This window comes from Flavobacterium sp. (assembly GCF_044371705.1).
GTDB lineage: Bacteria > Bacteroidota > Bacteroidia > Flavobacteriales > Flavobacteriaceae > Flavobacterium.
Window position 1 is genome coordinate 1 of the sequence record NZ_JBILTE010000022.1, and the last position, 21,117, is coordinate 21,117.

The 21,117-nt window shown below is 37.0% G+C and carries 17 protein-coding genes; 10 read left to right on the forward strand and 7 right to left on the reverse strand.

Features of this window, described 5'->3' with window-relative positions:
* Window positions 1–262: 262 nt before the first annotated feature.
* Window positions 263–1,852: a peptide chain release factor 3 gene (locus ACIQ2S_RS02855; protein ID WP_396172607.1), complete on the reverse strand. Its 1,590-nt coding sequence runs from the start codon at window positions 1,850–1,852 to the stop codon at window positions 263–265.
* 421 nt (window positions 1,853–2,273) lie between these two features.
* Between ACIQ2S_RS02855 and ACIQ2S_RS02860 the strand changes: the two genes are divergently transcribed.
* The 4 genes from ACIQ2S_RS02860 to ACIQ2S_RS02875 are packed head-to-tail and all read left to right on the forward strand — an operon-like array spanning window position 2,274 to window position 7,487.
* Complete coding sequence (locus tag ACIQ2S_RS02860; protein ID WP_396172592.1) at window positions 2,274–4,244, forward strand: peptidylprolyl isomerase; 1,971 nt, start codon at window positions 2,274–2,276, stop codon at window positions 4,242–4,244.
* Window positions 4,241–5,092 carry a hypothetical protein gene (locus ACIQ2S_RS02865; RefSeq protein WP_396172593.1) on the forward strand — a complete coding sequence of 284 codons (852 nt, stop codon included), beginning with the start codon at window positions 4,241–4,243 and terminating at the stop codon, window positions 5,090–5,092. Before ACIQ2S_RS02860 ends, ACIQ2S_RS02865 begins: the two co-directional genes overlap by 4 nt.
* Window positions 5,055–6,494 carry a peptidylprolyl isomerase gene (locus ACIQ2S_RS02870; RefSeq protein ID WP_396172594.1) on the forward strand — a complete coding sequence of 480 codons (1,440 nt, stop codon included), beginning with the start codon at window positions 5,055–5,057 and terminating at the stop codon, window positions 6,492–6,494. Before ACIQ2S_RS02865 ends, ACIQ2S_RS02870 begins: the two co-directional genes overlap by 38 nt.
* A gap of 39 nt (window positions 6,495–6,533) precedes the next feature.
* Window positions 6,534–7,487, forward strand: a complete 954-nt coding sequence (locus ACIQ2S_RS02875) for an AAA family ATPase (RefSeq protein WP_396172595.1) — start codon at window positions 6,534–6,536, stop codon at window positions 7,485–7,487.
* A 268-nt stretch (window positions 7,488–7,755) separates the two neighbouring features.
* Here the strand turns inward: ACIQ2S_RS02875 and ACIQ2S_RS02880 are convergent, their stop codons facing one another.
* Window positions 7,756–8,187 (reverse strand): endonuclease domain-containing protein, encoded by a 432-nt coding sequence (locus ACIQ2S_RS02880; RefSeq protein WP_396172596.1) that lies wholly within the window; start codon window positions 8,185–8,187, stop codon window positions 7,756–7,758.
* 572 nt (window positions 8,188–8,759) lie between these two features.
* Between ACIQ2S_RS02880 and ACIQ2S_RS02885 the strand changes: the two genes are divergently transcribed.
* Entirely contained in the window at window positions 8,760–11,024 is a 2,265-nt protein-coding gene (locus ACIQ2S_RS02885) for an aconitate hydratase (RefSeq protein ID WP_396172597.1), read from the forward strand.
* 327 nt (window positions 11,025–11,351) lie between these two features.
* Here the strand turns inward: ACIQ2S_RS02885 and ACIQ2S_RS02890 are convergent, their stop codons facing one another.
* Window positions 11,352–12,803: a glyceraldehyde-3-phosphate dehydrogenase gene (locus ACIQ2S_RS02890; RefSeq protein ID WP_396172598.1), complete on the reverse strand. Its 1,452-nt coding sequence runs from the start codon at window positions 12,801–12,803 to the stop codon at window positions 11,352–11,354.
* 151 nt (window positions 12,804–12,954) lie between these two features.
* Window positions 12,955–14,340, reverse strand: coding sequence for a S1C family serine protease (locus ACIQ2S_RS02895; protein WP_396172599.1), 1,386 nt, complete (start codon window positions 14,338–14,340; stop codon window positions 12,955–12,957).
* Window positions 14,341–14,476: 136 nt separating this feature from the next.
* Between ACIQ2S_RS02895 and dapF the strand changes: the two genes are divergently transcribed.
* From dapF to ACIQ2S_RS02920, 5 genes are all read left to right on the forward strand, one after another.
* Complete coding sequence (gene dapF, locus ACIQ2S_RS02900) at window positions 14,477–15,253, forward strand: diaminopimelate epimerase (RefSeq protein ID WP_396172608.1); 777 nt, start codon at window positions 14,477–14,479, stop codon at window positions 15,251–15,253.
* A gap of 8 nt (window positions 15,254–15,261) precedes the next feature.
* The gene (locus ACIQ2S_RS02905) at window positions 15,262–15,789 is read left to right on the forward strand and encodes a GNAT family N-acetyltransferase (protein WP_396172600.1); all 528 of its coding nucleotides are present in this window, start codon (window positions 15,262–15,264) and stop codon (window positions 15,787–15,789) included.
* Window positions 15,790–15,796: 7 nt separating this feature from the next.
* Window positions 15,797–16,837: an endolytic transglycosylase MltG gene (gene mltG, locus ACIQ2S_RS02910; protein ID WP_396172601.1), complete on the forward strand. Its 1,041-nt coding sequence runs from the start codon at window positions 15,797–15,799 to the stop codon at window positions 16,835–16,837.
* Complete coding sequence (locus tag ACIQ2S_RS02915) at window positions 16,788–17,738, forward strand: DUF2279 domain-containing protein (RefSeq protein WP_396172602.1); 951 nt, start codon at window positions 16,788–16,790, stop codon at window positions 17,736–17,738. Before mltG ends, ACIQ2S_RS02915 begins: the two co-directional genes overlap by 50 nt.
* 98 nt (window positions 17,739–17,836) lie before the next feature.
* Complete coding sequence (locus tag ACIQ2S_RS02920; protein ID WP_396172603.1) at window positions 17,837–18,481, forward strand: peptidoglycan-binding protein LysM; 645 nt, start codon at window positions 17,837–17,839, stop codon at window positions 18,479–18,481.
* 4 nt (window positions 18,482–18,485) lie between these two features.
* Here the strand turns inward: ACIQ2S_RS02920 and ACIQ2S_RS02925 are convergent, their stop codons facing one another.
* The 3 genes from ACIQ2S_RS02925 to dnaA form a co-directional block, all read right to left on the reverse strand.
* Window positions 18,486–19,205, reverse strand: a complete 720-nt coding sequence (locus tag ACIQ2S_RS02925) for an SAM-dependent methyltransferase (RefSeq protein WP_396172604.1) — start codon at window positions 19,203–19,205, stop codon at window positions 18,486–18,488.
* Complete coding sequence (locus ACIQ2S_RS02930; protein WP_396172605.1) at window positions 19,202–19,669, reverse strand: low molecular weight protein-tyrosine-phosphatase; 468 nt, start codon at window positions 19,667–19,669, stop codon at window positions 19,202–19,204. Before ACIQ2S_RS02930 ends, ACIQ2S_RS02925 begins: the two co-directional genes overlap by 4 nt.
* A 59-nt stretch (window positions 19,670–19,728) precedes the next feature.
* The coding region (gene dnaA, locus ACIQ2S_RS02935) for a chromosomal replication initiator protein DnaA (RefSeq protein WP_396172606.1) at window positions 19,729–21,117 on the reverse strand (1,389 nt) is incomplete at its 5' end.

Below are 21,117 nucleotides of genomic sequence, written 5' to 3' on the forward strand. Positions count from 1 at the left end.
CTACATGATTTTTTTTAAAAACAATTTTTAAAAATGAATTGAAACTGGTTAGCATACCTTCCCAAATTCAAATTTCAAAGTCAAAAAAACCAAAAAAATCTCAGAGAAACTTTGTACCTAACTTTGTTCATCAAAAACTGAAAATTCATCTAAAAAACATAACAAGTAAGTGGCTTAAACAATTTTAAACAACTTTAAACAACTTAAACAATTTTAAACCATTTTACATAAAAAACACAACCCTAAATTAACCTTCAACCTCTCAGTCTAACTCCGACGTAAAAAACAACTTCACACTAGGAAACTTACTCTGCGTCATCTGAATCGTAAAATCCGAATCTGCCAAAAACACCAATTGTCCGTATTTATCATGTGCCAAAAACTTCTGCTTAATTCGTTTGAACTCCAAAAACTCTTCGCTTTTAGGATTTTCGGGTTTCACCCAACATGCTTTGTGCACCGGGAAATTCTCATACGTACATTTCGCCCCGTATTCATGTTCCAATCGGTATTGAATTACTTCGTATTGAAGAGCTCCAACAGTTCCAATGACTTTACGGTTATTCATTTCTAGTGTAAATAACTGTGCTACACCTTCATCCATCAATTGATCGACGCCTTTATCTAACTGCTTGGCTTTCATAGGATCGGCATTATTAATATAACGGAAATGCTCTGGTGAGAAACTCGGAATTCCTTTGAACTGCATGATTTCACCTTCGGTTAAAGTATCACCTATTTTAAAGTTACCGGTGTCGTGCAAACCTACAATATCTCCAGGATAGGAAATATCTACAATCTCTTTTTTCTCAGCAAAAAATGCATTCGGACTCGAAAATTTCAAACTCTTATTCAAACGAACATGCATATACGGCTTGTTGCGTTCAAACTTGCCTGAAACAATTTTTACGAATGCAAGGCGGTCACGGTGTTTAGGGTCCATGTTGGCATGGATTTTAAAGACGAACCCACTCATTTTTGGTTCATCGGGATTCACCCAGCGAGTATCGGAATGTTTCGGGCGGGGAGTGGGAGCAATTTCAATAAAGCAATCCAATAGCTCACGCACACCGAAATTATTCAATGCAGATCCGAAAAATACCGGTTGTAACATCCCTTCCAAGTATGCTTCACGATCAAAAGGCGGGTATACTTCACTGATTAGCTCGAGTTCTTCACGTAGCTTATCTGCCGGTTTTTGTCCGATAATCGTTTCTAATTCCGGACTGCCGATGTCAGTAAAAGCAATGGTATCTTCAATGTTTTTACGGCTATCACCACTAAATAAATTGATGTTCTTTTCCCAGATATTATAGATTCCCTGAAAGTCGTAACCCATACCAATAGGAAAACTCATTGGTGTAACAGTCAGTTTTAATTTCTGTTCTACTTCATCCATCAAATCAAAAGCGTCTTTCCCCTCGCGGTCTAATTTATTGATGAAAACAATCATTGGGATGTTTCGCATGCGACAAACTTCTACCAGTTTTTCGGTTTGTTCTTCCACACCTTTGGCAACGTCAATCACCACGATGACGCTGTCAACAGCGGTTAAGGTTCGAAAAGTGTCTTCTGCAAAATCTTTGTGTCCCGGAGTATCTAGGATATTAATCTTTTTGTCTTTATAGGTAAATGCCAATACCGAAGTAGCCACCGAAATTCCTCGCTGACGTTCTATTTCCATAAAGTCGGAAGTAGCACCTTTTTTAATTTTATTGTTTTTTACGGCTCCCGCTTCTTGAATCGCTCCACCAAACAATAGCAATTTTTCAGTTAAAGTGGTCTTACCCGCATCAGGGTGCGAGATGATTCCGAAGGTCCGTCTTCTTTTAATTTCGTTTGTAAAACTCATAGGATAGGTAATGGTGTGCAAAAGTACTATTTCTTTATTAAAAGTCAATGTCAAATGTCAATGTCAAAAATCCATGTCAAAGTTCAAATTCAAAAATCAGAAGTACCAAAAGAACCAAAAAAACTAAAACAACCAAAAAAATATTGAACCGCTGTAAACCAGAAACCCCAACAATTTTAAACAACTTAAACCATCTTAAACCATCTTAAACAACTTTAAACCAATTAACCAATTAACCGATTAACCGATTAACCGATTAACCAATTAAACCTTTAACCGAATAACCCCTTATCACCAACTCCCCATAATTTTTTGTTAATACTCCCCGCTATACTTGCATAATGCATTGAAATTGCTATTTTTGTTGATTGCAACTCCTGCATTGTTGTGTAAAAATTATACGTAAGAAAAAGTGCTACTAATGAAATTTAAATCATTCGCTGTCAGTGTTTTACTGATTTGTTTTTTAGGGCTGTCTGCTCAAAATACTTCCAAAAAAGTTTTATTTACCATTGATGATTCACCATACTACACCGACGAATTTGTACGGGTGTATCAAAAGAATTTAGATTTGGTAAAAGATGAATCTCAAAAAGACCTCAATCAGTACTTAGATTTATTTGTTGGTTACAAACTTAAAATACAAAAAGCCAATCAATTGGGTTTACAAGACGGTACAGCATATAAAAATGAATTAAAAAGCTACCGTGACCAATTAGCTAAAAATTATGTGACCGATGCTAAAGTAACAGAAGAATTAATTGAAGAGGCCTACGAACGTTCGAAAAAGGAAGTCAATGCCTCACACATTTTGTTAATGGTCGATGAAAATGCTATTCCGCAAGATACCCTAAAAGTGTACCAACGGATCATAGATATACGCAAACGTGCGTTGCAAGGGGAGGATTTTGGTGCGTTGGCTCAAAGTCTTTCAGAAGACCCATCGGCGAAAGAAAACTTAGGAAATTTGGGTTATTTCTCAGTATTCAGAATGGTTTATCCGTTTGAAAATGCTGCCTATAAAACGCCGATTGGACAAATTTCCATGCCGATTCGCACTCGTTTTGGCTATCACTTGGTAAAAGTAAATACCACCCGAGAAAATAGAGGCGAAGTCAGAGTCGCTCATATTATGATTTTTAGTGCAAATGCGGAAGGCACACCCAATGCTGAAGCTGAAAGTACCATCAACGATATTTATAAAAAATTGCAGCAAGGGGAGTCATTTGAAGACTTAGCTCGTCAGTTTTCACAGGATCAATCTACCGCTGCAAAAGGCGGAGTGCTCAATCCGTTTGCCTCAGGTCAGTTGAGTTCGGAAGAATTTGAGGACACTGCTTTTTCATTAACAAAGGAAAATCCTATTTCAAAACCTATCCAAACGCAGTACGGTTGGCATATTGTGAAGTTGATTGATAGAATTCCGATGAAACCTCTTGAACTTTCCAAACAAGAAATCGAAACAAAAATCAGTCGCGACGACCGCTCGCGTTTGATTGAAGAGTCATTTAATGAAAAACTTCACAAAAGATATCCGATAAAGAAAAACGAGAAAAACTTCCAGTTGGCTTTAAAAGCAGCAAATAATACATTATACACTAATGAATGGAAAGTACCGGACAATGTTAAACCGTTTCAGTCGGTCTTGTTTTCGTTTGCCAATCAATCATATACCACCGAAGATTTTTTAAATTATTTAGCGGCTCAGCAAAAGGAAGGTGCAACTATCAAACCTCTTGCAAAGTTAGTCAGTCAGAAATACCAAGATTTCGTAGATCTTCAGTTGAAAGAATATTACAATGCCAATTTGGAAAATGAATATCCGGAATTTGGCACAGTTGTGGAAGAATACCGTGATGGATTATTGCTTTTTGAATTGATGGAAAAGGAAATTTGGACTAAATCAAAAAATGATACCATTGGATTAACAGCTTATTTTGAAAAGAACAATCAGAAATACCAATGGATGAATCGCTACGACGCAATGATTATTTCTACCACCAAAGCAGATGTAGCCAAAAAAGCTCATAAAATGGTGAAGAAAGGCAAAACTCAAGAAGAGATTAAAGCAGCGTTCAATACGCCGGAAGTGGTGAACGTGATGATTACTTCGGGTGTGTTTGAAGAAAATGCGGAAGCTTTACCAAAAAATATTGCTCCTAAAAAGGGGATTTCGGAGGTGCTTCAGCAAGAAAAGTATTATTATGTAGTAGCGGTCAATGAATTCACTCCAGCCGGACCAAAAGTTTTAGAGGAATGCAAAGGTCGTGTAATCAACGATTACCAACAATATTTAGAAGAAAATTGGGTTACCCAATTGAAAGAGGAGTTTAAAGTAAATTTGGACACTGCCGTTTTTGAAGAGGTAAAAAAACAAATGATTGTTAAATGAGAAAAGCAGTAGCCGGACTAACTATGCTACTAATCTTGTCTTCTTGTTCTTATTTTAAACAAGAAGAAAAGCCTGAGGCTATTGCCCGTGCTGGTGATGCTTTCTTGTATAAAACAGATATTGTCGATTTAGTACCTGCGGGGACTTCCAAAGAAGACAGTCTGAGTATTGTTCGAAATTTTATGGATCGTTGGGCGACACAGACTCTTTTGATTAAAGCAGCGGAAGTCAATGTAAATAAGGAAAATCAATTGTTGTTTGACAAGTTAATTCAGCAGTATAAAGTAGATTTGTATACAAAGGCTTATTTGGAGCAGGTGGTGCAGCAATCAATTGACACGATTGTAACCGAACAAGAGTTGAAAACATATTATGATTTGAACAAAGAAAATTTTAAGACGAATGGGGCGTTGCTTAAATTGAGATACATCCGTGTGTCCAAAGACCATCCGAAGTTGGAGCTAATCAAACAGAATTTTTTTAATTTCAAACAGAAAGATTCTAAATTTTGGGAAACCTATCAGTTACAATTCAAGGATTATGCCTTAAATGATTCAGTTTGGGTAGATGTGAACCATGTGTACCGCAAATTACCTTTCGTGAATCCGGACACTTATAATGACTACATTGCTCCGGGAAAAGCGATTCAAAAGCCAGATTCGTTGGATGTGTATTTGGTAAAAGTAAGTAATGTTATTGAAAAGAATGAAGTGAGTCCGTATGCCTATATAAAGCCTACACTCCGCGATTTGCTGTTAAATCAGCGTAAATTAGAATTAGTAAAGAAATTTGAGAACGAATTAAGAGATGATGCGATTAAAAACAAAAAATATGAAGTGTTTCAATAGAATAGCAGCACTTTTCATTGCAATTGTAGCGATGATTGGCGTAGGAGCAAATGCACAAGAAATTTTGCCGGAAACAGCACCACGGGTAGTTAAAGATACGGTAAAGAAATTTTCCAGACAAAAAATCGATGGAATTATAGCAACCGTTGGAGACTACATCATATTGGATTCCGACATTGATATGGCTTATATTGAAATGGCTGCCGGAGGTGCATCTGCTACAAATATCCCACGTTGCGAAGTGTTAGGTAAACTAATGGAAGACAAATTGTATGCACATCAAGCATTACAGGATAGTACAATCGTAGTGAATGATGCCGAAATCAATGGCATGATGGATGAAAAAATTGCTATGATGGTTGAGCAAATTGGAGACATTAAAAAAGTGGTGAAATATTACAACAAAAAAAACGAAGAAGAATTTCGTTCGTTCTTTTTTGAAGTGTTGAAAATGAACAAGCTTACCTCAGAAATGCAGAACAAAGTGGTGGATGGAATTGAAATCACGCCCGAGGAAGTACGCACATTTTTCAACAAAATACCAAAAGCTGAATTGCCGAATTTTGGTGCGGAAATGGAAGTTTCGCTAATAGTCGTTGAGCCCAAAGTAAGTGAAGAAGAAAAGCAGAAAGTGATTAATCGTTTGAAAGAAATCAGACGAGAATGTTTAGAAGAAGGTGCTAGTTTTACCACCAAGGCAGTCATTTACACCCAAGATCGTGGTTCATCTTCATCTGGAGGGTATTACAAAATTAACCGTAAAACGCAATTTGTAAAAGAATTTAAAGATGTTGCATTTAGTTTGAATGAAGGCGAAATATCAGAGCCTTTTGAAACGGAGTTTGGTTATCATATTATTTATTTAGAAAAGATTCGCGGACAAGAATTGGAGTTACGTCATATTTTGATGACACCAAAAATAACAGATGCCAGTTTAAAAGAAGCCAAAGAAAAAGCTACATTGATTCGTAAGCGTATTATGGACAAGGAAATTACTTTTGCTGATGCAGCCCGATCAATGTCGGACGATAAAAACACGCGTGCTAATGGCGGTGTTTTTTTGAATCCGCGAACGCTTGATTCTCGTTTTGAGTTAACCAAAATGGACCCGGCGTTGTATAGTCAGGTATCTAATTTAAAAGACAATGAAATCTCTCCACCTATTTTAGATGAAGATGAACGCGGACAAAAACGATACAAGCTTTTGGTGGTAACCAACAGAATCAATGAACACAAAGCCGATTATGCGACCGATTATATGAAAATTAAAGAATTAGCTTTAAGTGAAAAGCGTTTGCAAGCAATTGAAAAATGGTCGAATGAAAAAATTATGGAAACGTATATTAAAATCAATGGTGAATACCGAAATTGTGAATTTGTAAACAATTGGATGAAATTATAGCTAAATTTACGAATCACAAAACCTATTAAATTCCTTTCCATGACAGACGTGCAAGCAATCGAAGCATTAGTGCAAAAGCGACAACTACTTAAAAAAGAAATCGCCAAAATTATCGTTGGTCAGGATTTGGTTGTTGATCAAGTTTTATTAAGTATTTTTTCCGGAGGTCACGCACTTTTGGTGGGTGTACCCGGTTTGGCAAAAACATTGATGGTGAATACTTTGGCTCAAGCCTTAGGATTAGATTTTAAACGGATACAGTTTACTCCCGATTTGATGCCATCGGATATTTTAGGAAGTGAAATTTTGGATGAAAACAGATCATTTAAATTCATCAAGGGACCGATATTTTCAAATATTATCCTTGCAGATGAAATCAATCGTACACCCCCTAAAACACAGGCTGCCTTATTAGAAGCCATGCAGGAACGTGCGGTGACCATTGCAGGGGTGAACTATAAATTAAGTCTACCTTATTTTGTATTAGCTACACAAAACCCAATTGAGCAGGAAGGGACCTATCCGCTGCCCGAAGCACAGTTGGATCGTTTTATGTTTTCCATCAAATTGGATTATCCTTCTTTTGCGGAAGAAGTTCAAGTAGTAAAAAGCACCACTTCAGATGATAAACCATTTATTAACCCTTTGTTTACCTCCCAAGAAATCATCGATTTTCAGCATTTGATTCGTCGCGTACCCGTGGCTGACAATGTCATTGAATATGCGGTGACTTTGGTAACCAAAACGCGTCCCGATAGTAATTTGGCGTCCGATTACATTAAAAATTACATCGATTGGGGTGCAGGTCCAAGAGCTTCGCAAAATTTGATTTTAGCAGCCAAAGCTCATGCGGCTTTTCATGGAAAATTCTCTCCCGACATCGAAGATGTCAAAGCTGTAGCCGAAGGAATCCTTCGACACCGTGTGGTTAAAAACTACAAAGCTGATGCTGAAGGCCTAAGCATCGAAAAAATAATCGGACAGTTGTTGTAATTACATTCAAACCCAAAGTTCTTGAACATTCCCCTCCTCTTATGGTGTTGTCCGCCGCGGCGGACGGGGTGGTATCTACATAACACATCTACCCCCTGAAAACATATTAAACCAAAAGTTCTTAAACATTCCCCTCCTCTGTAGGGGTGGCCGAAGGACGGGGTGGTGTACTTGTAACATCTATAATAGCAAACAATCTACAAATATTTCTACCACTGTAGAGGTATATGCTGTAGTGTAGTGATTTTATTCATTCTATTATCTTCAATTAGATGCTTTTAATTCCATATTCCTCAATAATATACCCTTCCAATTCACTCAAAATATTTTCCAAATCATTTAAAACACGTAAAGAACTTATTCTATAAACTCGTACTCCCAATGCTCTAAAATAGGCTTCTCTTTTGAAATCATATGCTTCCTTTTCATTGTGACTTTCTCCATCAATTTCTATGATTAATCCTAAACATTTGACATAAAAATCTACGATGTAGTTTCCAATAATTCGTTGTCTGTCAAAGTCAATATTCCAGAATTTTCCTTTATTCACATATTTCCAATAAACTACTTCGGGATAATTTCCTGCTTTACGAAGTGCTCTTGCTCGAGATTTTAATTGAGGATTATAAGGTAAATTTTCAATGAAGTTTCTTTTAATTGGGATGTTGTGGATGAAAATGTTACTATCTGTGTTTGGCATGGATTTTTTTATTTTGGTTGTTGAGATATAAAAGTATGATATTTTTTCAATAAATATAAATGCTAGTATGTTTTTTGAATCCATCGTTTTTTGGGATACGTTAGTTTTAGTTAACCACCCCGTCCGTTGGCCACCCCTCCAAGGGAGGGGAATTCTAAAAAGCAACTATTTTTATATTGTTGGTCTAGCTGGTATCTACATAACACCTCTACCCCTGAAATCATTTTAAACCTAAAAGTTCTTAAACATTCCCCTCCTCTGGAGAGGTGTTCGCGGCAGCGGACGGGGTGGTTTTATCACAAACAATTTTTGAAACTACTTAACTTTAATAAATACCTCAGCCACTCAGTACTTCACCACCTCAGCACCTCAATTATCAAATCAAGATTTTTACACCTTCCAATTGTCAATTTTACATTTTTAACCCCCAAATTTGGTTTTTATTGAAAATAATTTTCAAAAAATAACTTTAGCATAAAAAATGATTTCCAAAAGATATATATTAGTATTAATTTTCCAATGTTCTAACGTTTTCGTAATTTTGCACCACAAACAAATAAACTTTACATCACATGGCTTTTGATATTAAAATGATTGAAAAAGTGTATGCGAATCTGGCCGAACGAGTTGATAAGGCTCGTGAACTGGTTGGACGACCGCTTACCTTATCTGAAAAGATTTTATATGCACATCTTTGGGAGGGAATGCCTAACCAAGCTTTTAAAAGAGGAGCAGATTATGTAGATTTCGCACCTGACCGTGTGGCATGTCAAGATGCAACTGCACAAATGGCATTGTTGCAATTTATGCATGCCGGGAAAAAGACTGTTGCTGTTCCAACAACGGTACATTGTGACCACTTAATCCTAGCTAAAAATGGTGCTAAGCAAGACTTAGAATTAGCAAATACTCAATCCAAAGAAGTATTCGACTTCTTATCATCTGTTTCTAATAAATATGGAATAGGATTCTGGAAACCGGGATCGGGTATTATTCACCAAATTGTCTTAGAAAATTATGCGTTTCCAGGAGGAATGATGATTGGAACCGATTCTCATACTGTAAATGCTGGTGGTTTAGGTATGCTAGCTATTGGTGTTGGTGGAGCGGATGCAGTAGATGTAATGTCTGGAATGTCTTGGGAATTGAAATTTCCTAAATTAATTGGAGTAAAATTAACAGGTAAATTATCCGGTTGGACTGCTCCAAAAGATGTGATTTTGAAAGTAGCAGATATTCTGACCGTAAAAGGTGGAACAGGTGCTATTGTTGAATATTTCGGCGAAGGAGCAGAATCAATGTCGTGCACCGGCAAAGGAACCATTTGCAACATGGGTGCAGAAATTGGTGCAACCACTTCTACCTTCGGTTACGATGATTCTATGCGAAGATATTTAGCAGCCACAGGTCGTCAAGATGTAGTCAATGCTGCTGACAAAGTAGCCGCCTATTTAACGGCAGATGCTGAAGTGTATGCCAATCCAGCAAATTATTTTGATCAATTAATTGAAATCAATTTGTCGGAATTAGAGCCACACATCAACGGTCCTTTTACACCGGATAGAGGTACACCGGTTTCTCAAATGAAAGCAGAGGCAGCAGCAAACGGTTGGCCATTAAAAGTGGAGTGGGGCTTAATCGGTTCGTGCACTAATTCATCGTACGAAGACATGTCGAGAGCCGCTTCCATTGTGGAGCAAGCGGTAGCTCACGGAATTACACCAAAAGCAGAATTCGGAATCAATCCGGGTTCGGAGCAAATCAGATATACTATTGAAAGAGACGGAATCATTGCTACCTTCGAAAAAATGGGAACCAAAGTATTTACGAATGCTTGTGGGCCATGTATCGGACAGTGGGACCGTGAAGGTGCTGATAAGCAAGAAAAAAATACCATCGTACACTCTTTCAATCGTAATTTTTCTAAACGTGCGGACGGAAACCCAAATACACATGCTTTTGTAACATCGCCTGAAATGGTTGCCGCCTTGGCAATTTCCGGTCGTTTGGATTTTAACCCCATCACCGATACATTGTTAAACGACAATGGCGAAGAAGTACGTTTGGTAGCTCCCGAAGGAGATGAATTGCCAAAAAGAGGATTTGATGTTGAAGATGCCGGTTTTCAGGCTCCTGCAGCTGATGGTTCAGCAGTTCAAGTAGCGGTTTCTCCTACATCTGATCGTTTGCAATTACTGGCTCCGTTTGAAGCATGGGACGGAAAAAATATTTCAAATGCAAAATTGTTAATCAAAACCTTTGGAAAATGTACCACCGACCACATTTCTATGGCCGGACCTTGGTTGCGTTTCCGAGGACATTTAGATAATATTTCAAATAATATGTTGATTGGTGCAGAGAATGCTTTCAACGGAAAAGCAAATTCTGTAAAAAACCAATTGACGGGATCTTATGATGCAGTACCTGCGGTACAACGTGCCTATAAAGCAGCGGGAGTCCCTTCTATTGTTGTTGGTGATCACAATTATGGAGAAGGTTCTTCTCGTGAACACGCAGCTATGGAACCTCGTTTCTTAGGAGTGAAAGCAGTATTGGTAAAATCATTCGCACGTATTCACGAAACGAATTTGAAAAAACAAGGAATGTTGGCCTTAACTTTTGCCAACGAAGCCGATTACAATAAAATTCAAGAAGACGATACTATTAACTTCTTAGATTTAACAACTTTTGCACCCGGCAAACCACTAACGTTAGAGTTTGTTCATGCCGATGGAACTAAAGACGTTATTCTAGCAAATCATACCTACAACGAAAGCCAAATTGGTTGGTTTGTAGCAGGTTCTGCTCTTAACCTAATTGCAGCCGGAAAAGCATAGTTCTTTTTTGCATTTTATACAAAACTCCTAAAGTGATTTGGGAGTTTTTTTGGCTCTCGCTTGAAACTCTGACAGAATTTGGAACTCTGTCAGAGTTGTATTTTTAGGACGGGTCAGGTGTATAGATGGTGTATGGATAGTATATAGATGAAGTATGGATAGTGTATGAGTAATGTATGAAAAACATTATATCAAATAGAATTTGTTAGATAATTGTTTCAATACTCAATTAACTCAATAAATAATCAAATGAAAGGAGTACTTAACATAAAACCGAAAAAAAATCCGCTCCCTAAGAAGCGGATCTATCATTTAAGTGCGTAGCAATTAATAATAATTGTAACGTCTAACTTTCGCAATATACTTTGCTAATCGTATCACCTGGTGACTATATCCAAACTCATTATCATACCAAACATATAAAACGATGTTCTTACCATCACCCGAAACAATGGTAGCATTACTATCATAGATTGATGGAGCATTGGTTCCTACTATATCAGAAGAAACCAATTCATTATTCAGCGAGTATTTGATTTGCTCTACCAATTCACCTTCTAAAGCGTATGTCTTCATGATATTGTTAATCTCTTCCACCGTAGTCTCTGTACCAACCTCTAAATTCAACACCACTAACGAACCATTTGGAACAGGTACGCGAATAGCATTGGAAGTTAGTTTTCCGGCTAATGAAGGCAGTGCTTTTGCAACGGCACTACCCGCACCTGTTTCTGTAATTACCATATTCAAGGCAGCTGCTCGTCCTCTGCGGTATTTATTGTGCATATTATCTACTAAATTCTGATCGTTTGTATAGGCATGAATCGTTTCTAAATGTCCTTTTACAACGCCCAAAGTATCTTCGACCGCTTTCAAAATAGGAGTGATTGCGTTCGTAGTGCATGATGCAGCCGAGAAAATATCCACTTTATCCGGATTGTGTTCGTTGTGATTCACACCATATACAATGTTTGGGATTCCTTTTCCAGGAGCGGTTAATAATACTTTGGAAGTGCCTTTTGAAACCAAATGTCTCTTTAAAGCTTCCTCGGTTGTGAATGCACCTGTATTGTCAATCACCAACGCATCTTCGATACCGAATTGTGTGTAATCGATATCTTCCGGACCATTTGCAGAAATCATGTGAACCGTAGTTCCGTTGATAATTAGTGCATTATTTTTAGCATCCGCAGTAACTGAACCTTGAAAATCGCCATGAACCGAATCGTAACGCAACAAAGAAGCTCTTTTTTCTAGAATTGTTGCATCGTTTTTATCACGAGTGACAATCGCACGAAGACGTAATTGGTTTCCTTTTCCGGTTTTCGACATAAGTTCGCGGGCTAATAAACGGCCGATACGTCCAAAACCATACAATACAACATCTTTTGGTTTGATGGTATCAGAATCTTTTGCTTTTTTCAATTTTTCAATTACAAACGATTTGGTGTTGCGGTATTTGTCGTCTTCTAAATGATATTCAAACGTTAGTTTTCCAATGTCCAGTTTAGAGGGAGGTAAATCTAATGAAAGCATTTCTCGGGCAATTTCTACCGAATCAAAAATAGAAATGGGCTTCCCAACAAATTCTCCGGCATATTCGTGTAAATTCAGAATTTCAGAAACATTTTTATCAATTAATTGATTTCGGAATAAAACCACCTCAATGGATTTATCGTACCATAAATCGCTAATGATTTTGATGAATTCTACGCCGGCTCTTCTGCGATCAGCCTGAAATGAAAGTTCCTTTTCGTACAACGATTGATTAATTTTCATTATAAAGTGGTTAGTGTTGTTTATAAATTTGGTGCAAAAGTATATATTTCAATCGTTTTCGTAAACTTTTTTATTTACTTTTTACTAAAAATAAAATCCTGCAAGATCAAAATGCGACCCTGCAGGATTACCCCAAACCTAATAACCTAACTTATATAATAATCCGCATCACTTGTCCGGTTTTAAGCAATATTTCAACTTGGACACTTTCTTTTTCCGTTTTACTTCCTAAACTTCGTGAAATGCTTTCCACATCGGTTGCTTTCACTCCGTCAATACTTAAAATAATGCTTCCTTTTAATTCCTCGCTGTACGGAACTAATTTTTCATTGGTGATATCTTTTATTTTTACTCCTTGCTTCAATTTGAAACGTTGTTTATCTGCTTGGTCCAAATCTTCCAATTCCAATCCGTAAAATTCATAATTCACCAATTCTTTTTTTGTTAGTTTCACAGGAATAATCACCATTTTTCCGTCTCTATTTATGGTGACATTAATTTCATCGTTGGGTCTTTTTGTATTCACATAACCGGAAAGTTCTGCAAACGATGTAACGTTTTGATTGTCTAATTTTACAATTACATCGCCGGATTTTAAGCCAGCTTTTTCAGCACCTGAGTTTTTAGTGACTTTATTCACATAGAAACCTTGAGTTTGGTCAATATTCAATTCCTTAGACGCGGTCCCATTCAATTCCGTCCCTTCAATGCCCAGAATACCCCGTTGCACATTGCCAAATTCCATGATATCTTGAATAATTTTACGAGTAATATTCGAAGGGACTGCAAAAGAATATCCAACATAACTACCCGTATTTGAAGAAATCATTGTGTTGATTCCAACCAATTCGCCATTGGTGTTTACTAAAGCACCGCCACTGTTTCCGGGATTTACCACTGCATCTGTTTGTATAAACGATTGTATGCCTCCCGTATCTAAATTTCTAGCTTTTGCAGATACAATACCGGCTGTTACCGTTGCATTTAAATTATATGGATTTCCTACGGCTAATACCCATTCGCCTACTTTTACGTTATCTGAATCAGCAAATACGGCATAGGATAATTTTTCATCTGCATCTACTTTTAATAGAGCAATATCCATTTTGGAATCCGTTCCTATAAGTTTTGCTTTATAGGTTTTTTTGTTGTTCAAGGTGATTTCAATATCCTGAGCTTCGTTGATTACGTGATTATTGGTTACGATATAACCGTCTTCCGAAATAATAACGCCGGAACCGGTTCCTATTTGTTGCTGTTGTTGCCCGTTTCTATGCCCATAAAAGAAATCAATAGGATTGTATACGGTTCTGTACGATACATTTTTCACGTGTACCACCTGATTCAGTGCTGTTTCTGCAGCCTCAGTAAAATCAATTGCTTCAGCGGTTAATCCAACATTCTTTGTTTGATAAGTAGGGGCGTTTGTAACAATGTTTGCAGCAGTTGTTCTTGCTTCAAAAAAGAACTTGTACGCTCCTAAGGTAACGATTCCACTAAAAAGGGAAACTAAAAATAAATTTGCTGTGTTTTTCATTTGTCGATCTAGATTTAGTTAACAATGTAAAATTATTAGATTTAGTATATTTAAATTTCAAGTTTAACGCTCTTTAACTAACCTTAACTTTTCTTTAAAATAATTGTATTTTTGCAATGAAAAATACGAGTGCGTGATACAATTTTTTAAATACCAAGGAACGGGAAACGATTTTATTTTGATCGATAACCGTGCAAATTTTTTCCCCAAAAATGATACCAAACTCATCGAAAAACTCTGTGACAGGCGTTTTGGAATAGGTGCTGACGGATTGATTCTATTGGAAAATGACAAAATTTCAGATTTCCGAATGGTCTATTATAATTCTGACGGGAATGAAAGTTCGATGTGTGGAAACGGTGGCAGGTGCATCGTGGCTTTTGCCCAGCAATTAGGTGTCATTCAAAATGAAACGCATTTTGTAGCTGTGGATGGACCTCATTATGCCAAAATTTCATCGGATGGAATCGTTTCTTTGCAGATGAAAGATGTTGATAGTATTCAATTGGCAGCTGATTATGTTTTTATGAACACTGGTTCGCCACATCACGTAGCACTTGTGGAAGATGTAAAATCGGTACCTGTGAAGGAGTGGGGCAGTGAGATTCGCTATTCAAATTTATACGGAAAATCGGGAACTAATGTGAATTTTGTAGAACCTATTTCTGAAACGTTGTTTGCAGTGCGAACCTATGAACGCGGAGTTGAAGATGAAACCTTATCATGCGGCACGGGCGTAACAGCTGTTGCAATCGCAATGAATGCAATAGGAAAGACTCAATCAAATGAGGTGCATTTATTGGTAGAAGGCGGCCAATTAAAGGTTACCTTTCGCAAAGAAGGAACTACTTATACAAACGTTTTTTTAATTGGGCCGGCTACTTTCGTTTTTAATGGAACGGTAACTTTATAGACTAAGCTATGCAAACACTTAAAGGACAAAACATTTATTTACGAGCACTAGAACCTGAGGATTTGGAGTTTGTATATGCCTTGGAAAATGATTTGTCTGTTTGGGAAGTCACTCATACACAAACACCTTACAGCAAGTTTTTGATCCACCAATATCTGGAAAATGCCCATCAGGATATTTACCAAGCTAAACAACTGCGTTTGGCCATCTGCAAAAATGACAGTTTTAATGCCATTGGTTTAATTGATTTATTTGATTTTGATGCTAAAAATAACCGTGCGGGAATAGGGATTATTGTTCAAGAAGCTATCGACAGAAATCAAGGTTTTGGTTCGCAAGCCTTGGAGTTATTAATACAGTATAGTTTTGAATATTTAGCATTGCATCAGTTGTATGCGAATATCGCCACTTCCAATGAAGCAAGTATTAAGCTTTTTACTACTTTTGGATTTCAATTGGTAGGAGTCAAAAGAGACTGGAATTTTAGTCACGAAAAATATACCGACGAAGCCTTATATCAGTTAATACATAAATAAAAACAGTATGAATTTCAAAAAAATACTCCTTTACGGATCGTTGGTTGTTTTGGCAGTTGTAGCCTATTTTGGTTTTAAAATTTATCAAATTGTATTTACACCCAATACAAAATTTGAGGAGCCAAAAGTAGCTGTTTTTATTCCAACCAATGCAACATTTGTGCAAGTGCAAGAATTGTTGACTCCTTTGTTGAAAGATATGGATCATTTTGTATCATTGGCCGAACGAAGAAGCTACACTACAAATATCAAGTCGGGAAAATTCGAACTGACTGAAGGCATGAGCAATAATAAAATCATCAATGCATTGCGTTTGAATTTACCTGTAAAAGTTACCTTTAACAACCAGGAGCGATTAGAAGATTTTGCCGGTCGTTTAGGTTCGCAATTAGAGATTGACAGTTTGCAGGTGCTCGAATTGTTTAAAGATCCTTCCTTTTTAAAAGAAAATGGATTTACGGAAGAAACCGTATTTACGATTTTTATACCAAATACCTACGAATTTTATTGGAATGCTTCCGGAGAGAAAATCAGGAATCAGTTCACTAAGGAGTATTACCGTTTTTGGAATGATGAACGCAAAGCGAAGGCTGAACGATTAAATTTGACGCCCACCGAGGTAATGGTTTTGGCATCGATTGTTCAAAAGGAAACCGCAAAAGTGGATGAGCGTCCGCGAGTAGCACAAGTCTACTTGAATCGCCTGCGAATGGGAATGCTTTTACAAGCCGATCCAACCGTTATTTATGCGTATAAAAAGGTATCCAATGATTTTACGCAAGTGATTAAACGAGTAATCAATAAACATTTAGTAACCGATTCTCCTTATAATACTTATAAGTATGGTGGACTGCCGCCCGGACCCATTTTTATGCCCGATTCGAATGCTGTAGAAGCAGTTTTGAACCCGGAATCACACGATTTTCTATACTTCTGTGCAAGTGTCACTAATTTTGGGTATCATGAATTTGCTACTACTTTGGAGCAACACAATGTAAATGCTCGAAAATACATTAACTGGATTAGTCAGCAGCCGGTTGCTCAGTAGTTTGAAGAAGTACCTTACTGAAATAATTTGTGTACTTTTTCTAACAGTTGTTGTGAGTGGTTTTTCGCAGTCAAAAGTTAATACATTTTTAGCTCTTTCAGATACGTTAGTTTCCCCGAGAGTAAAGCTAGTTGTGGTATCTCAAACAGTTTTAACAGCTACTGCATTGATAGGTTTAAATGAATTATGGTATTCCGATTATCCTAAATCTGATTTTCAGTTTAAAAATGATAACAATCATTGGTTGCAAATGGATAAGATGGGTCATGTGTACGCTTCCTATCATTTTGGAAGAATCAGTTCGGAAATGCTAGCTTGGTCCGGTGTTTCCAAAAAGAAGCAACTTCTTTATGGAGCTACATACGGTCTCGGTTTTTTAACTGCCGTGGAAATCATGGACGGCTATTCTGAACAATGGGGTTTTTCATGGGGAGATGTGGCGGCAAATGCTACGGGTACCGCTTTATATATATCACAAGAACTTTTATGGAATGAACAACGACTTCAGCCTAAATTTTCTTTTCATACAACTTCCTATGCCGCACAAAGATCGGAATTATTAGGTTCTTCCCTAAGTGAACAAATTTTAAAAGATTACAATGGCCAAACTTATTGGTTGTCAGCAAACGTTCATTCCTTTATAGGGGAAACTTTTTTACCCAAGTGGTTCAATGTTGCCGTTGGTTATGGAGCCGAAGGAATGATTACTGCCGAACCAAAGCCGGGAGATGAAAGATACCGGCAATGGTACCTAAGTTTGGATGTAGATTTAACCAAAATTCAAACAAAATCTCATTTTTTGAAAACTTGTTTCTCACTTTTTACTACCATTAAAATTCCTTCTCCAACGATTGAAATCAGTAGTTCACAAGGCTTTAAATTCCATCCTATCTACTTTTAGAAAACATTAACTAATTGACAGTCAATTTTCTAATTATAAGTTGTATATTTGCACCTGTGGAATTCAAGAGGGTGACAGCACTTGAGAAATAAATAATTATGATAAAAAAATGGTATTTTTACTCGAGCATTGCAGCGGTGGCAATAATTATAAGCACCGGTTTTAGAACTTTCAACAATGACGAGGATACTCATTTATTTACAATAAATCACACTACCGATGGGTTGTTTTACGACGTTCCTACACCTGAAGAATTAGCTTATGCACATATAGTCATTCCCCAAACCGGAAAAACCTATGCAGGTTTTAAACAAGCTTTAGCATTCAAAGAATCACAAGGTAAGTACCATTTAGTTAATACATTGGGCTATATGGGTAAATACCAATTTGGAGCGGGTACCTTACGAACAATCGGTGTAAGAAATTTTGATTTGTTTTTGAAATCTCCAGCCATGCAGGAAAAGGCTTTTAATGCTCTTTTAGCTATTAATAAATGGGAATTACGTCATTATATAGAAAAGTATAACGGAAAAGTAATTCAAGGTGTCACGATAACAGAATCCGGATTGTTAGCAGCTGCTCATTTAGGGGGTGCAGGTTCAGTAAAGAAGTTCCTGAGAAGTAACGGCAGCAGAAGTATAAAAGATGGTTACGGCACTTCTATTCGCAGCTATATGAAACGTTATGCAGGTTACGATACCTCACTTATTGAAGCGTCAAAAAATGCTCGAGTAAAAATGTAGATTTTTATTTTTGAATTATATAAATGGTAGGTCGATTGTGTAAGTCGACCTTTGTTTTTTTCCAGTCGTTCACCGTTAATGTTTTGATGTATTCTGTTGGCAAAGTAATGTCTGTAGCAATGCAAAGACGTGTTGAATTTTGGAGTGATTGCAAAATATCTTCCAGTAGTTTATTATTTCGATAAGGTGTTTCAATGAAAATTTGTGACTGATTTTTTTCAGAAGAAATACGTTCTAAATTTTTCAATGCAGTTTTCTTCTCGCTTTTGTCAATGGGTAAGTAACCATTAAAAGCAAAACTTTGGCCGTTCATCCCGGAACCCATTAAAGCCAATAAAATTGAAGAAGGTCCAACTAACGGAACCACTTGAATCCCTTTTTCGTGAGCCAGTTTTACAATCACCGCACCCGGATCGGCAACACCGGGACAACCTGCTTCACTCATCAAACCCACGTTTCTTCCCTCTAAACAGGGTTTTAGCATGTCGTTATGTTCCGCGATTTGCGTGTGTTTGTTTAAAATATGTAAGCGTAAATCGGATTGTTTCTTTTCAGGATTGATTGCTTTGATGAACTTTCGTGCTGTTTTTTCATTTTCTACTACATAGTCCATGATAAAATCGATTGCACGCTTGACGGTTTGCGGTAAAACATCATCCACTGCAATTTCACCCAAAGTTGTTGGAATTAGGTAAAGTTTTCCTAAAAAGTTAATTGGTTTCATGATTGTTTTTTAAGCAATTTTTTTGCAATAGATTCACATGCTTCATCCAACATGTCAAAAACTTGATCAAAGTTTAATTGTACACCGTGGTAAGGATCAGGCACATCGAGATTTTCGCCCGGGAATACTTCGTCTAGAATCAATCGTACTTTTTGTTTATCAGTTTCAGTTTTTGCCATTTGAAGTACGTCCTGATAATTATTTATATCCATAACATAAATATAATCGTATTCCTTGAAAAAAGAAGGCTTAAAATGTTTGCCTCTTTGATGGGAAATGTCAATACCGTTTCTTTTGGCGGTTGCGATGGAGCGTGTATCGGGAGCATTGCCCACATGCCAAGTACCAGTTCCTGCAGAATCAACAAAAAAACCGTGCTTTGGGAGTTTGGAGGTCAATATTCCTTCGGCTAAAGGTGACCGACAAATATTTCCTAAACAGACCATTAGAATTTTAACTGACATAATCAAGCACTGATGTAAAAAAAATCAGTAACCCTTTAGAGGCTACTGAGTATTAGCTTTTATAATGATAACTTTTTATGAATGTCATCTACAAACTTTCGGAACTGTTTGTCGGTTGTAACTAGATTGTCTACGGTTTTACATGCATGTAAAACGGTTGCATGGTCTCGATCGCCAATTTGTGAGCCGATATTTGCTAAAGATGCTTTGGTAAATTTCTTTGCAAAAAACATGGCCAATTGTCTGGCTTGCACCACATGACGCTTACGAGTTTTGGACTGTAAAGTGTCAATATCTAACTGGAAATAATCTGAGACAACTTTTTGAATGTAGTCAATCGAAATTTCACGTTTAATATTTTTGACAAATTTTTCTACCACACTTTTCGCTAAGTCAATAGTTACTTCTTTTTTGTTGAAAGAAGATTGGGCAATCAATGAAATGATAGCACCTTCCAATTCGCGAACGTTAGATTTGATATTTCGGGCCACGTATTCTACAATTTCATCCGGAATTTCAACACCATCACGGTACAGTATATTCTTCAAGATCGATATACGGGTTTCATAATCAGGTTGGTGTAATTCTGCCGATAATCCCCATTTGAAACGGGACAACAAACGTTGTTCAATGTCTTGCATGTCAACAGGAGCTTTATCAGAGGTTAAAATTACTTGTTTGCCGTTTTGATGTAAATAATTAAAAATGTGGAAAAACACATCTTGTGTCCCCGATTTTCCCGATAGAAACTGTACATCATCAATTAGTAAAACATCAATCAATTGATAAAAATGTATGAAGTCATTACGAGTATTTTTCTTTACCGAATCAATATATTGCTGTGTGAATACCTCCGCAGAAATATATAAAACGGTTTTTTCAGGGTATTTGTCTTTTATTTCTACTCCAATAGCGTGAGCCAAATGGGTTTTTCCTAGTCCTACGCCTCCAAAAATTAATAATGGGTTAAATGAAGTTCCGCCAGGTTTGTTTGCCACGGCCATGCCGGCAGAACGAGCCAAACGATTGGAATCACCTTCTAAAAAGTTATCAAAGCTATAGTTTGGATTAAGTTGTGATTCAATCTTTAAATTTCTAATTCCCGGAATAACAAATGGATTTTTGAGTTCCGGACTTATGTTTTTTAAAGGTGCATCAACATCTTGCGGTTTCAAAGGATTTCGGTTGGCACTTGGCAATTGTTCCGTAAAAGGTTGTTTATTGCCAAAAGTGTTTTCCATTTTGATTTTATAAAGTAACTTTGCGTTTTTTCCAAGTTCACGGGTTAGGGCAACTTTAAGTAATTTTACGTAATGTTCTTCCAACCATTCATAGAAAAATTTGCTGGGTACTTGAATGTATAATGCATTATCGGTCAACTCAACTGGTTTAATCGGTTCGAACCAAGTTTTGAAGGCTTGCTCCTGAATATTGTCTTTTATAAAAGC